The 15,411-nt window shown below is 39.2% G+C and carries 12 protein-coding genes; 11 read left to right on the forward strand and 1 reads right to left on the reverse strand.

The window, feature by feature from the left end:
- Positions 1–81 precede the first annotated feature (81 nt).
- From BLP54_RS04730 to BLP54_RS04780, 11 genes are all read left to right on the forward strand, one after another.
- The gene (locus BLP54_RS04730) at positions 82–1,782 is read left to right on the forward strand and encodes a methyl-accepting chemotaxis protein (RefSeq protein WP_090167290.1); all 1,701 of its coding nucleotides are present in this window, start codon (positions 82–84) and stop codon (positions 1,780–1,782) included.
- Positions 1,783–1,790: 8 nt separating this feature from the next.
- A complete protein-coding gene (locus BLP54_RS04735) occupies positions 1,791–2,609 on the forward strand; it encodes a nickel pincer cofactor biosynthesis protein LarC (protein WP_090167292.1) in 819 nt (272 codons plus the stop codon).
- A gap of 84 nt (positions 2,610–2,693) precedes the next feature.
- Positions 2,694–4,079 carry a sensor domain-containing diguanylate cyclase gene (locus tag BLP54_RS04740; protein ID WP_090167294.1) on the forward strand — a complete coding sequence of 462 codons (1,386 nt, stop codon included), beginning with the start codon at positions 2,694–2,696 and terminating at the stop codon, positions 4,077–4,079.
- A 98-nt stretch (positions 4,080–4,177) separates the two neighbouring features.
- On the forward strand, positions 4,178–5,383 hold the full coding sequence (locus BLP54_RS04745; protein WP_090167296.1) for a pyridoxal phosphate-dependent aminotransferase: 1,206 nt from the start codon (positions 4,178–4,180) through the stop codon (positions 5,381–5,383).
- On the forward strand, positions 5,358–6,293 hold the full coding sequence (locus BLP54_RS04750; RefSeq protein WP_090167298.1) for a helix-turn-helix domain-containing protein: 936 nt from the start codon (positions 5,358–5,360) through the stop codon (positions 6,291–6,293). Before BLP54_RS04745 ends, BLP54_RS04750 begins: the two co-directional genes overlap by 26 nt.
- Positions 6,294–6,527: 234 nt before the next feature.
- The gene (locus BLP54_RS04755; RefSeq protein WP_090167300.1) at positions 6,528–7,886 is read left to right on the forward strand and encodes an ABC transporter substrate-binding protein; all 1,359 of its coding nucleotides are present in this window, start codon (positions 6,528–6,530) and stop codon (positions 7,884–7,886) included.
- A 90-nt stretch (positions 7,887–7,976) separates the two neighbouring features.
- Positions 7,977–8,858 carry a carbohydrate ABC transporter permease gene (locus tag BLP54_RS04760; RefSeq protein ID WP_176754478.1) on the forward strand — a complete coding sequence of 294 codons (882 nt, stop codon included), beginning with the start codon at positions 7,977–7,979 and terminating at the stop codon, positions 8,856–8,858.
- A 16-nt stretch (positions 8,859–8,874) separates the two neighbouring features.
- Positions 8,875–9,687 carry a carbohydrate ABC transporter permease gene (locus BLP54_RS04765; RefSeq protein ID WP_090167492.1) on the forward strand — a complete coding sequence of 271 codons (813 nt, stop codon included), beginning with the start codon at positions 8,875–8,877 and terminating at the stop codon, positions 9,685–9,687.
- 11 nt (positions 9,688–9,698) lie between these two features.
- Positions 9,699–12,716, forward strand: coding sequence for a beta-galactosidase, LacZ type (locus BLP54_RS04770; RefSeq protein ID WP_090167304.1), 3,018 nt, complete (start codon positions 9,699–9,701; stop codon positions 12,714–12,716).
- Between the two features lie 68 nt (positions 12,717–12,784).
- On the forward strand, positions 12,785–13,315 hold the full coding sequence (locus BLP54_RS04775) for a DUF6106 family protein (protein WP_090167306.1): 531 nt from the start codon (positions 12,785–12,787) through the stop codon (positions 13,313–13,315).
- A 2-nt stretch (positions 13,316–13,317) separates the two neighbouring features.
- Positions 13,318–14,487 (forward strand): galactokinase, encoded by a 1,170-nt coding sequence (locus BLP54_RS04780; RefSeq protein WP_090167308.1) that lies wholly within the window; start codon positions 13,318–13,320, stop codon positions 14,485–14,487.
- 30 nt (positions 14,488–14,517) lie between these two features.
- Here the strand turns inward: BLP54_RS04780 and BLP54_RS04785 are convergent, their stop codons facing one another.
- Entirely contained in the window at positions 14,518–15,411 is an 894-nt protein-coding gene (locus tag BLP54_RS04785) for a PucR family transcriptional regulator (protein ID WP_143001992.1), read from the reverse strand.

The raw sequence follows: 15,411 nt of genomic DNA on the forward strand, positions 1-15,411 counted from the left end.
TATAATCCAAATAGTCGGTTTTCTAGCTTTGTGGAGTAATACTGTTCAATCGGCCAGGGAGATGATAAACGGAGGTCGAATATGGAGAGCAAGGAAAATGTTGGCACAATGGATAAGTTAGCCCAAATGGTAAAGATTTCTTCACTGAGAACAGCTATTTTGGGATTGCTAATCATATCGTTGGTGTGTGTAGGTGTGGCTGCAACAATTGTAGGAACCACCAATATGCGCCGAGGAATGGAATACGAGGTTGAAACAGGTGTAATGGCAACTTGTGCATCATACGCTCAGGTTTTGGATTATATTGAGAAAAGTATGACTGCCGAGGAAATAGCGAATCTTACACTGGAGCAGGAAATGCACGAAGAGACAGGTTATGATTATACCTTCTTTAGAGGAGATACTCGTGAGCGTTCAAGTATCGAAGGAGCAGTTGGAACGAAAGCCGGAGATGCTGTTATTGCGGAAGTATTAAATGGAGGCAATAGATATTCAGCAGAAAACGTAATGATAAATGGTCAGCCATTTTACGTAGCATACATTCCTTTAAAAGATGAAACCGGTGCAATTTATGGTATGGCCTTTGTTGGTTTGGAAAAAATAGCAGTAACAGAGTATATAAGTAAAAAAGTAGCTTGGACTGTTACTCTTTCCTTCGCAATCATAATTATTTTTGCTATAATCGCAGTTCTTTATATCGTACAGATTATAAAGTCAATTGATGAAAACGTTAGAGCTGTTCGCCAGATGGCAACAGGTGATTTGGAAATTCATCTTAGTGATAAGGTTAAGAATAGAAGAGATGAGCTTGGTGAAATGTCAAATGCCTTGTTTGACATGGCTGAGAAAATCAGAGATGTTATTGGTAATGCCAGAGTGTCGTCTAACGAAGTGGATGATTCAGCGGCGTATCTGTATGACACAATAGAGACAATTACGGAAACAGCAGATAATGTAACTACAGCAGTTTCTCAGGTAGCAACAGGTGCATCCTCACAGGCTGAATCCTTACAGGAAGCTGTTGAAAGCGTAAATGATATCAACGAAGCAATTCAGCTTATTATTGGAAATACAGATGAGATGCATAATATTGCAGATCTTATGCAGGATAATTCGAAGGCCAGTCAGGATAAGCTGACAGAGCTTAGAATGTCTACAAGAGAAAGTATTGCTGCTATCGATGGAATCGTAGAGTTGATTGGAAATACAAACACAGCCGTAACAACAATTAGTGAGGCTGTACAGATAATTGATGCTATTGCTGCACAGACAAATCTGTTATCATTAAATGCAAGTATAGAAGCTGCTAGAGCAGGTGAAGCAGGTAAGGGATTTGCTGTTGTTGCTGATGAGATCCGTCAGTTGGCAGACCAGTCCGCAGCAGCTGCTCAGAATATTCAGGAAGCAATGAAGGGACTTGCAGCTGATTCTAATAAGACAATGGAAGAAGCCGGCAGCGTGCAAGAAGCCATCAGTAAGCAGCGTAGTACTATTCACAGAACCATTGAGCAGGTTGATCTCCTTATTGAGGATATTAACAAGTCAGTAACTCTTACAAAAGAAATTGTTGAAAACGTTGATAAATCAGAGAAGGCTAGTACAGTTATATCAGAGACCATCAATAATCTTTCAGCTATTTCACAACAGAACGCAGCTAGCTCAGAAGAAACAAGAGCTTCTATGCAAGATCTTTCTGACACAATGGAAATTCTTTCAGAAAAGGCAAATGGTCTTACCAAAATTGCCAAGGTGCTTGATGAGGAAATGGCTTTCTTCCAGTAGAGGATTTGATGGACAGAAAATTATATCTAGAATGTAATTCAGGAATTAGTGGGGACATGACAGTTGGCGCTCTTTTAGATTTGGGCGCCGACAGCCATGTCCTTTTAGATGCTTTAAAAAGCATAAAAGCGGATGGATTTGATATCGTTATAAAGCGGTTAAAAAAGAGAGATATTGAATGCACCGATTTTGATGTGGTGCTGGATAAGGAGCATGACGGACACGACCACGATATGGAGTATCTCTATGGTCATCTTCATGGAGAGTCACATGGTGATCATGAACATGGTCACGAGCATCATCATGGACATCATCACCGTGGGATTAAAGAGATTTACGAGATTATCGATAGCACCGAAATGACTGATGGGGCGAGAAAGATTGCAAAGGACATATTTGAAGTTCTTGCAAAGGCGGAGTCCAAAGCACATGAGGTGCCTTTGGAGGAAGTACATTTTCATGAGGTGGGAGCTATAGACTCTATAGTAGACATTATTGCAATCGCAGTATGTCTTGATAATCTGGAAATTACAGATGTGATTGTCCAAAAGCTATATGATGGTAAGGGCACAGTAAGATGCCAGCATGGTATCCTGCCAGTACCTGTTCCAGCAGTAAAAAATATTGTAAATGATAACGATATTGAGCTAGAGATTATCGATGTTTTAGGAGAGCTTGTAACTCCTACGGGAGCTGCAACGGTAGCAGCTATTCGAACAACCAATAATCTTCCAAGAGAGTATAAAATTGAAAAAACTGGCTATGGAAATGGAAAAAGAGATTATGGTTTAGATGGCGTGTTAAAAGCTATGATAATTCAGGAATAAATAGATAAACAAATTGTTTTTGGACACAATATTTAATATAGTATATTAAAAGGGTGAAACACAGCTGGTTTGGGGGAGGCTAGAATGTCAAACAAGGAAAACGATATTTTATCAAATATTGATTATTCAGCGCAGGATATTTTGTACATGCTAAGAGACCTGCCTGATGCGTGCTGTATTTTTCAAGTTCTCACGGATCCGTTTGGAACTGTACAGGATATGCAGTTCTTATTCGCCAATGAAAAATATGCCAGTCTTGTTGGAAAATCTACCAGCGAGCTTATTGGATCAACCTATTACAATACTGTAAATAACAGGGATGAGGATTGGATTCGCCTGAGCTATCAGGCAGCAATCATGCGCCAATCTGTAATCAACAGCACTTATAATACACAGTTTAATAGATGGTTTGAATTTTGGGCTGTACCAGTTTATAAGAAGGGCTTCTGTGCTTTTATTATTCATGATGTAACAGCAGAAAAGCGCAAGGAGGTAAATCGCGTTATTACCACCAAGTCCAATAATTTCATTTTGGAATGCGCTAAGTATCTCTCGGCAAACGATTTCAAAAAGGGAATAAAGTACACGCTTAAAGCCCTTGGAAATATTTTAAAGGCAGACAGAGCCGCTATTTTAGAAACATATCAGGGCGAGTGCGGAGAGGTGTTGGCCTGGGCTGATAAAATTGGAGGTACTGGTCTTCCCGGTAAAGAAATTCTGGAGCAATATGATTTTTACACCCTTTGGCAAAAGCAAATGGGAGATAATAATGTGTATATCTGTGATGATGTGGCTATGGTAAACGCTCAAAATAGTGAAGTTTACAAGGCTGTATTGCATGGAACCATTTCACGATACATAGTCGCTGCATTAAAGGACAGGGGAAATATCATAGGATATTTGCTGATAGATAATTATTCTCTTGATTTAGATATTAATGTTAAAGAGGTTGTAGAATCAATCAGTATTTTCATATCAGAGGAGCTTCGAAATTACGTAATTACCAATGAATTGATGTATAGAAATACCCATGATGAGCTTACAGATCTTGGTAATCGTAGATCATACAATGAAACAATTAGCATGCTGGAAGGCATGGATGTATCAGTAGGAGTATGTTTTATTGATATAAATGGATTAAAGAATATCAATGATAGTTATGGCCATGATGAAGGCGATGAGTTAATTAAGGAGACTGCAGGTGTTGTTGCCAGTGTCTTTAAGAAAAAGTATTGCTATAGGATAGGCGGAGATGAATTCATTGTCATTATCCCTAATATAACAAGGGACCATTTTGAAGAAGAAGTGTCGAAGCTTAGAAAGAAAGCGAAAACTATTTCAATTGCTGCAGGTGCAATTTGGAGCGATAATGCTAGGGATATGGAGAATTTGATTGATCAGGCCGATAAATTGATGTATGTGGATAAAGAAGCTTATTTTGGAGAACACGAACGTAGACACAAAATATAATGTTAAAAAGGCTGTTGTGCATATTGTACAACAGCTTTTTTGTGGTAAAATTTAGACTAATAACTTGGAAACTGGCTTAGTCAAATGGGAGATATGTGATGATTAACAAGTCTTATAAGAAAATGCTAGAGGGGAAATCAATTATCAGAGAGCTGAGTGAATATGCTACAGCAAGGGGAAAGGAAATCGGATACGAGAATGTATTTGATTATAGTCTTGGAAACCCAAGTGTGCCATGTCCTACAGGCTATACAGATGCTGTTGTGAAGATGTATCAGGATAAGGATCCTATGGCGATTCACGGTTATAGCCCATCCCTTGGAATTGAGGATGTGAGAGCAGCAGTGGCTGAATCTATCAGCAAGAGATTTGGAGTACCATACGAAGCAAAGCATATTTTTATGGCAATCGGTGCAGCGGGAGCTCTTGCCCATGCATTTAGACTTGTTACAGAGCCTGGTGATGAAATAATTGTTTTTGCACCTTTTTTCCCTGAATACACTGAATATATTGGCAGAACTGGTGCCATCATGAAGGTTGTCCCTCCAAGAACAGAGGACTTCCAGATAAATTTTGAAGAATTTAAACGTGTAATAAACGAAAAGACTATGGCAGTGCTTATAAACACTCCAAACAATCCTTCGGGTATTGTTTATAGTGAAGAGACTATTAAACGACTTGCTGATATTTTATATTCTAAGCAGGAGGAATATGGTCATGATATATTTCTTATCAGCGATGAGCCATATAGAGAAATAGTTTTTGATGGGAAGCAGTGTCCTTACCCTGCGAAACACTACGATAATACTTTGACATGCTACTCATTTTCAAAGAGTCTATCCCTTCCGGGAGAGCGTATTGGCTATGTAGCAGTTAATCCTAAGGCAACAGATGCGGATATCCTTGCGGTAATTATGGGACAGATAAGCCGAGGAATAGGCCACAATTGTCCAGCATCCACATCACAGCTTGCAGTAAGTCAGGTTCTTGATGAAACAAGTGATTTAAGCGTTTATGAGACTAATATGAACATCATATACGATGCTCTTGTTGAAATGGGATTTGAAGTGGTTCGCCCAGGTGGGACATTCTATATTTTTCCTAAGGCATTGGAAGATGATGCAAATGCCTTTTGCATGAAGGCTAAGAAATATGATTTAATATTAGTTCCAGCAGATAATTTTGGTTGCCCGGGATATTTTAGAATGGCGTATTGTATTGATACTGAAAAGGTGGAGAGATCCATCGAAGTATTCAAACGTTTTGTGAGAGAAGAGTATGGCAAAGCAGAAGAAACAAATTGAGTATAGATATTATGAGATTCCAGATGGTCATTATGTGATGGCACTTTTAGGTGACACCTGGGTACGTAGCTATGGAGCAGAGCAGGAGAATCTTCTTCATTTCCACAATTATATGGAGATAGGATACTGCTATTGGGGTAATGGACACCTGACAATCGAAGAATCAAAGGTACCTTACAAGGGCGGAATAATTACTATTATTCCAGAGAATATTCCACATGAGACTAAAAGCTTTAATCAGGGCGTGTGTAAATGGGAGTACATTTACATTGACTTAGACAGCTTCATCAGAAATGAGATGTCCTTCAAGAGAATGCTTCCTGAGGAGGTAATTAAGCGAATTAATAATCAAGGCTATGTAGTGCAGTGGAACCAGAATAAGGCACTGACCAATGTAGTGCGAAATATTATTGAAGAATATCGCGAGAAGAAGCCTTATTACAAGGATGCAGTAAAGGGCTATTTAAGAGCCTTTGTTGTAGAGCTCCTCAGAATAAATGAGGATATGAGCTCCAGCCTTACACTAGAGGAGAAAAGATTAAATTCTTATATCGAAAAGAGCGTAAGCTACATTGCTGAGCATTATGCTGAGGATTTAAAGATGTCCGATGTAGCCCATGAATGCGGACTTTCCGAGAGTCATTTCAGACGAATATTCGAGGAGAGTATGAGCATGAAGCCATTGGATTATCTGAACATGATTAGAATCGATAAGGCATGTGAGATTATCCAAAATAAGGATTACGCCATGGAAGAGGTTGGATTCAGAGTTGGTTATCAGACTCCATCTACCTTCAACCGTAACTTTAAAAAGCTTACTGGCAAGACTCCATATCAGTGGAAGAAGGATGAGAATCATTTAGGATTAACAAAAAAGAATTATAAGATTAGCGCTAAAAAGGGATGGTAAAAGCAATTTTGCCATCCCATTTTTTGTACATAATTAAACCACAATTTAAGCCAAAAACACTTATAGACAGTTGGGTAAATAGTCGAATCTGCAATTTTTTAGCGCAATTCTATGAAACACTAAATTGGGCTTTACTAGTATTATGACCATATGAGGAGCGAGTATTGGGAAAGAATTTGTGCACAGTGCACAAATGGCCGCTCTAGTTTTTAAACAATAAGGAGAATGGAAAGAATGAAGAAGAAATTACTTTCACTCATGCTTGTTGGTGCTATGGCAGCTTCTATGGTAGCTTGCGGTGGCTCAGACACAGCAGCAGACACAACAACAGATGCAGCTACAGAGGACGGAGCTGCAGCAGCAGACGTACAGTCAGCAGATGAGAACACATTAACAGTTTACGCTTGGGACGAGAACTTCAACATCCCAGCACTTAAGGCAGCTGAGAAGGATTATCAGGAGGTTAATCCAGATTTCAAGCTCGAGGTTATTACACAGTCACAGTCTTCAGATGTAGAGCAGGCAGTTACACTTGCAGCAGAAGCTGGTGACTACAGCACATTACCAGATATCGTACTTTTCCAGGATCACTACATTCAGCAGTACGTAACAAACTATCCAGATGCTTGGCAGGATGTTGATGATGCAGATTGCGATTGGTCAGGACTTGGAGCTGAGAAGCTTTCATATTCTACAATCGATGGAAAGCACTACGGATTCCCTGTAGATGCTGGTACAGCAATCTTCGCATACAGAACAGACCTTCTTGAGCAGGCTGGTTATTCAATTGATGATGTTACAGGCATCACATGGGAGAAGTTCGATGAAATCGGACAGAAGGTTTATGACGCTACAGGAAAGCACCTTCTTTGCATGGATGGCAGCGGAAATGACTTATTCTACATGATGCTTCAGGAGGAAGGCGTTTCACAGTTTAAGGATGGCGAGCCATATATCAAGGACAACAAGGCTCTTGTAGAGGTATTTGAAATCATCGCTAAGATGGCACAGGACAATGTACTTTATCTTGCAAATGACTGGTCAGATTACACAGATCAGGCAATCCAGGGCGACATGGTTGCTGGTGTATTCAATGGTAACTGGATTATCCCAACAATGAAGCAGGTTTCAGAGAACTCTGGTAAGTGGGAAATCGTTCCAGCTCCATCACTTACAGGTAAGCCAGGATATGCTTCAAACGGTGGATCTTCACTTTATATCACAGGTAACTGCAAGAAGACAGATCTTGCTAAGGATTTCTTAGCTTACACATTTGGTGGTCGTTCAGCTGAGGATGGACAGTCTATCACATATGATGAGGCACTTCTTAACGGTGGTGTTATCGGAACATGTGCAGCAGCTGCTGAGTCAGATGTTTACCAGCAGGGTGTTGATTTCTTCAATGGTCAGGCAATCTATGCTGACATCGTTGAATACACACAGAATGTTCCAACAGTAGAGCAGTCTGATTATCACTACTCAGCAAGAACAGCTCTTGGCACAGCTCTTCAGAACGTAATCGAGAATGGTTACACAACAGAGCAGGCTCTTGAAGAGGCTGAGACAAACCTTAGATTTGAGATGGGTCTTTAATTAAAAGATATTGTATTGTATGGGAAGTGGTTAGCCCACTTCCCTTTTTTAAAGAAGGGGGATGCCAAAGTGGATAAGAAAAAACATGGAATGACGCTTGCAAATAAACAATTGGCAGCCGGCTGGTTGTTCCTTACTCCAGCAACAATTCTCATTTTTATAATGAGTTTTTATCCAATCGTACAGGCTTTAATTACATCATTTAAAACAGGAAAGGGCGTAAACATCAAGTTTGCAGACCCACTAACATATAATTATTCTCGAATGCTACAGGATGTAATTTTCAAAACATCAATGAAAAATACATTCCTTTATTTAATAATAGAGGTTCCAGTAATGTTGGTGCTTGCTATTCTTTTAGCACAGCTTCTTAACAACAAGGACCTTAAATTCAAGGGATTTTTTAGAACATGTATCTTCTTACCATGTGCCACATCCCTTGTATCATATTCTTTGATTTTCAAATCAATGTTTGCAACACAGGGTCTTATCAATACCATTCTTCAAGGCATTGGTATTACCCATGAAAACATCAATTTCCTAGGAACAGCAGGTACAGCCAGAGCGGTAATTATTATCGCGTTAATTTGGAGATGGACAGGCTACAATATGGTGTTTTACCTTGCTGGCTTGCAGAATATTGAGTATTCAGTATACGAGGCAGCAAAGATTGATGGTGCAAATGGCTGGAAGACATTCTGGAACATTACAGTGCCACTTCTTAAGCCAACAATTGTAATGACAGCGATTATGTCAATCAATGGTACATTACAGCTCTTTGATGAGTCAGTTAACCTTACAAGCGGTGGTCCTGCAAACTCAACAATTACAATGTCACATTACATCTACAATCAGGCATTTGGACAGGGTGTTGGCAACTTTGGATACACATCAGCTATGTCCTTTGTAGTATTTGTAATGGTTGCTATCTTAGCATTCATCAATTTGAAAGTAGGTGATACACGTGACTAAGAAAAAGAATAGATCAATGGTACAACGTAGGCTAATTCCTACATACATATTTTTGATTATCTGCTCGTTTATTTCAGTATTTCCACTTTATTGGATGATTGCAGCAGCCACAAATGAATCTATAAACGTGGCAAGAGGCTCAATTGTATTTGGAAATCAGCTTTTAGTAAATTTTGAGCATTTAAAGAATGCAGTGCAGGGCACACTTTGGAGTAGTATGGGAAACTCATTCCTTTACTCAATAGTACAGACTGTATTTACACTTTTTGTTTGTTCAATAGCAGGCTACGGTTTTGAGCTTTACCATGACAAGGGAAAGGATAGACTTTTTGGAGTACTTCTTCTTGCTATGATGGTTCCAGCTGTTGCAACAATGGTTCCTTTATATGGACTTGTATCAAAGGCAAAGCTTTTAAATTCCGTATGGGCTTTCATTTTACCTGGTATTTCAACACCATTCATGATTATGATGTTCAGACAGAATTCTCGTAATTTTCCACCTGACATCATGGAAGCAGCTCGTATTGATGGACTTTCAGAATGGAAGATTTTCTTTAAGATGTATGTTCCAGTTCAGAAGTCAATCTATGCAGCAGCTGCGGTTATTACATTTATGAATGCATGGAATGCATATATGTGGCCAAAGGTAGTAATGAGCGACAACAGAGCGCAGACAATGCCTATGTTCATCGCAAATATCTCAAGCGGTTACACAGTAGACTACGGTATGACAATGCTTGGAGTATTATTCTGCTCACTTCCAACAATGGTAGTATTCTTTGTACTTCAGAAGCAGTTTGCAGAAGGTATCACAGGTAGTGTTAAATAAGGGGAAAAACTATGGCTGAATTCAATTATTTAATTGTTAAAGACCCTAGAATTTTTCAAGAAAATCGCTTAGCTCCACACTCAGACCACGAGTATTACGACAATGAGAATTTTGCTTATGGTGAGAAATCCAATTTTAAGCATTCTCTGAATGGAATGTGGAAGTTTGAATTTGCTAAAAACTACGAGTGCTGTGACAAGACTTTTTATGAAGAGGATAGAGATTGCAAGTGCTGGGACGATATAAAAGTCCCTGCACACATCCAAATGGAGGGTTATGACAAGATTATGTACGTCAACACCCAATATCCATGGGATGGACACGAGTCTCTTGTACCGGGGGAAATTCCTACAGAGGAGAATCCAGTAGGAAATTATGTTAAATACTTTACTGTTCCAGATTATATGAAGGGACAGCCTGTATATATATCATTTCAGGGCGTGGAAAGCGGATTTGCACTCTGGCTCAATGGAAAATATGTAGGTTATAGTGAAGATTCCTTCACTCCGTCTGAGTTTGATTTAACACCATTTATAAAAGATGGTGAAAACAAGCTGGCAGTACAGGTATTCAAATGGACAGCTGGTAGCTGGTGTGAGGATCAGGATTTCTTTAGATTCTCAGGAATCTTTAGAGAGGTATATTTATATACCGTTCCTGCTACACATATCAGAGATATCAGAATCCAGACACTCCTTGATGATGACTACAAGGATGCTACTCTTGTGCTCGATATGGAATCAACAGGCGATGGACTTATCCAGATGACTTTATCAGATGATGAAGTAGAGATTTTAAACAAGATTACCATAACAGAAGGTAGCAACCATTTCGAACTTCACGTTAGAGAGCCAAAGCTTTGGAGCGCTGAGCATCCATTTCTTTTCGACTTACAGCTTAACGTTTTCGGTGAGACAGGTCGTCTTGCTGAGGTTTTGAAGGAAAAAGTAGGTTTTAGAAGATTCGAGATGAAGGACGGCATGATGCACATTAACGGAAAGCGCATCGTGTTTAAGGGCGTCAATCGTCACGAATTTTCTTCATCAACAGGACGTGTTCTTTCAGAGGGAGAAATTCTTCAGGATATTATTACTATCAAGAAGAATAATATAAATGCTATTCGTACAAGCCATTATCCAAATCAGACAATCTTCTACAGGTTGTGCGATATCTTTGGATTGTACGTAATAGACGAGACAAACCTTGAAACACATGGAACATGGCAGACACCTATTCAGATTCTTAAGGTAAGAGATGACAGCTATGCTGTTCCTGGTGACAGACCAGAGTTTACCGATAATGTTCTCGATAGAGCTAACAATATGTTCCAGAGAGACAAGAATCATCCATGTATTTTGATATGGTCATTAGGAAATGAGTCCTACGGCGGCACGAACTTACGCAAGATGCAAGATATGTTGCATAATCTCGATAGAGGTAGACTTGTCCATTATGAAGGTGTGTTTAATGACAGACGTGTAGATTTATCAGATATGGAATCTACAATGTATGTTTATGTAAAGAACATCAAAAAATGGCTTCAGGAACACAAGGATAAGCCTTATATCAATTGCGAGTATATGCATGCAATGGGTAATTCCTGCGGAGCCATGTCAAAGTATACTGAGCTTGCTTATGAAGAACCTCGTTTCCAGGGTGGATTTATCTGGGATTACATTGATCAGGCTATCACAAAAAAGGACTGCTACGGCGTAGAGTTTGAGGGCTACGGCGGAGATTTCGACGATAGACCTAATGATGGCAGCTTCTCAGGCGATGGTATCTGCTATAGCAAGGGTAGACATCCTAGCCCTAAAATGCAGGAAGTTAAGTATGATTACCAGAATATAAAGATTACTATAGAAGATGGTAAGGCTCACATTGAGAACAGAAATCTGTTTACAAATACAAATGAGTTCACGGCAATTCTCACAGTAGAGAAGATTGGAGAGCTTATTGCAGAAGAAGAGCTTACCATTGACTGTCCACCACTTCAGTCAATAGATTATGGCTTAGAGCTTGATTTACCAAGGGATAATGAGTACGTGGTAACACTTTCCTTTGTGCTTTCAGAGGATACTCTTTGGGCTAGAAAGGGCCATGAGGTGGCGTATGGACAGGCTACAGTTGGCAGATTCATCTATGAGAGAGGTGAGAAGAAGTCTCTTGAGGTTACACAGGGCTTCCACAATCTTGGCGTAAAGGGCGAGGATTTTGAAGTATTATTTGTTGGACAGAGAGGTTTAAGCTCATACAAGTATCATGGAAAAGAGCTGCTGAAGAGATTTGTTCTTCCAAACTTCTGGAGACCAATGACAGAGAATGATTTAGCTAATCAGCTACCATTTAGAGCAGGTCAGTGGAAGCTTGCAAGCAAATATCTTGCAACAAATATCATGGACGAGGGAGTTAATGAAGCACCTGTTGTAGAGGCTTCTGAAGATAGGGTAAAGGTGGTTTACACATATCACCTTCCAACCAAGCCAGCAGGAACCTGTAAGGTGGAGTATGTCGTTAATTCTGACGGAATGGTTGACTGTACTTTAAAACTTCCTAAGTCTGCGGACATTGGTGAGCTCCCAGAGCTTTCAATGGCGTTTGCTTTTGATAAGGAGCTTTCAAACCTTGAATGGTATGGAAAGGGACCGCAGGAGACATATAACGATAGAAATCATGCCAAAGTAGGTGTATTTTCTAATAAGGTAGAGGATAACATGGCTAAATACCTTGTTCCTCAGGAGTGTGGAAATCATCAGGAGGTAAGATATGCCAAGCTTACAGATGATAAGGGGGATGGAATTTTATTCCTTACAGAAAATTTCGGATTTTCAGCCCTTCCATATACTGTGCACGAAATAGATGAGGCACAGCATCCAACAGAGCTTCCAAATCCACATTTTACACATGTAAGAGTGGGTACACAGATGGGCGTAGCAGGAGATGATACATGGGGTGCTAAAACCCATCCAGAATTTATGCTCGATAATAGCAAAGAAATGCAGATTTCCTTTAGTTTTAGGGGGATTTAAGCTATAATAATTGTCGACTGCTGTTTAGAGATGGCGGTCGACAATTGTTTATTATGGAGGGACGAATTATGTTTGAATCAAATGACACTTTTGTAGAAGACTCGGTAAAGGTTCTTGAAACATCTCAGGATAAGACAAGAAAGCTTGGATTAATGGCAATGTGTCTGGTTACCTTAGGTGGATTTACTGTAATGGATAACCATCTTAAGTACATATTCCTTATAGCTTTTGTTGTTATGATGCTAATTGATTTGTTTTTAATTATGAATAACAAAAATGTAGAGTATGAATATGATTATACAAATGGAAGCCTTTCAATTGCAAAGATAATTGATAATTCAAAAAGGAAAGAGCTTTTAACAGTCGAATCTGCACAATTAAAGATGGTTGCTGCAATGGGAACAAATGAATCTTTAAAGTATGATCATGTTAAGTTAAAAACATACGACTGTAGTGCCCACAATGAAGAGTTAAAAGATTACATCTTAGTGGCTCACAGCGAGGCAAAAGGCAACGATTTCAAAGTATTATTCACACCTTCTGATAAGTTGCTTAGTGCAATGGAGAAATATAATAAGAGAGATATTTACAGGGGATAATCATGAACGAAAAAGAATTAAAAGTTATCTTTGAAGAAAAGTTCGGAGAGGGTGGAGATATCCGCACATACTTCGCACCAGGCCGTGTAAACCTTATTGGCGAACATACTGATTACAACGGCGGACACGTATTTCCATGCGCTCTTACAATTGGTACATATGCAGTAGCAAGAAAGCGTGATGATAAGGTAATTAAGCTTTATTCAGCAAACATCGAAAGAGTAGGAGTGATCGAAAGCTCACTTGATGAACTTACAAACAAGGATGAATACAACTGGGCAAACTATCCACTTGGTGTTGTTTGGGCTCTTAAAGAGAAGGGCGCAGAAATTAAATCAGGATTTGAAATGGTGGTTTGGGGCAATATTCCTAACGGTTCAGGCCTTTCATCATCTGCCTCTTTAGAGGTACTTACAGGCACAATGCTTAACGATATGTTTGACTTAGACAAGTCAATGATTGATTTAGCCCTTATCGGACAGTATTCAGAGAACAATTTCAATGGATGTAATTGCGGTATAATGGACCAGTTTGCGGTTGCAATGGGACAAAAAGACCACGCCATTTTCCTTGACTGTGCAGATTTATCATATAAGTATGCATCAGTTATGCTTCCAAATGCTAAGATTGTTATCACAAATTCAAAGGTTAAGCATTCACTTGTAGACAGCGCATATAACGACAGAAGAAATGAGAGTTCACAGGCTCTTAAGGATCTTCAAACAGTATGCGGTATCAAGGAGCTTGGTGAGCTTACAAACGAAGAGTTTGAGAAGTACGGAAGCGCTATTAAGGATGAGGTTTGCTACAGAAGAGCTAAGCATGCTGTAGCTGAGAATCAGCGTACAATCACAGCTGTAGAGGCTCTCAACAACAACGATATCAAGAAGTTTGGTGAGCTTATGAATGCCAGCCACGTATCACTTCGTGATGATTACGAGGTTTCTTGCGAGGAGGTTGATTTCCTTGTAGAGACAGAGTGGAGTGTGCCAGGAGTTATTGGTGCACGTATTACAGGCGGCGGTTTCGGAGGTTGTACAGTAGCAATCGTAGAGAACGATGCTGTAGAGAACTTCAAAGAGGTTGTAGGCAAGGCTTACAAAGAGAAATACAACTTAGACGCTGAATTCTACGTAGTAGACATTGGCGATGGTGCTAGAAGAATAGCATAGATATAAAAAATGCGGCCATAGGCCGCATTTTTATTGTGCTTTTATATAGTTAAATAACATCAATGAAATCTTAACAGTGATGGCATCTCTAAACTTTCTAACATCATATCCAGTCAAATCCGCAAACTTATCAAGTCTGTAAATCAAAGTATTTCTATGAATGAAGGTCTGTCTGGCTGTCTCAGCAAGTGACAAATCATTCTCGAAGAAAGCATTTATAAGAGATAAGGTTTCCTCATCAATCTGTGATAAAACATCGACATTTATATGCTTATTTAAATAAGCTTTAATTTCTGATGGTGGGACATTATAAAGTAATCGTCCTAAACCTAAATCCTCATAGCAGTATATTCTTCCGTGGCTATTGAAGGTGTTTCCGATCTCCATAGCAGTAATAGCATCGTTATAAGCGTTAGGAAGCTCCTTAAAGGACAGGACAGCATTGCTATAGCTAAGCTTAAAGGCTGTGAAGGCTTCGGTCTCCAGCATATCAAGATAAGAACTTGCAGTTTGAAAAATCTCTTCTGAAGATGGCGCTGTATCAAAATTAATAATTAAAGCTAAGTGCTTAGAATCTAACTCAAGTACAACATCCTTTGAATCTGGAAGTAAGCTTTTAAGTAAAGAAACGGTTTCTTTGTTATATTCATTAGGACTCTCTAAATAGAATATCTGGCGAAGGTGTTCCTCATCAATATGAAACCTGCTTAAAGAGGAAAGAGCATCAGAATAAGCTAATTCCTTTGATAGAAAGAGCCTGTACAAACCTGTTTTAGAATCTATAACATTAAAGTGTACAACTAATTCTTTAAGCTTATTTAATATCTCGTCTTCAGACAAAGAAGAGTCAGTAATATCAAAATTAATGCCAGTAGCCTTATTAAGTTGATCTAATAGTTTGTTTTTCTTATCTTCAAAATCCAT

The organism is Pseudobutyrivibrio sp. 49, from assembly GCF_900100545.1.
GTDB lineage: Bacteria > Bacillota > Clostridia > Lachnospirales > Lachnospiraceae > Pseudobutyrivibrio.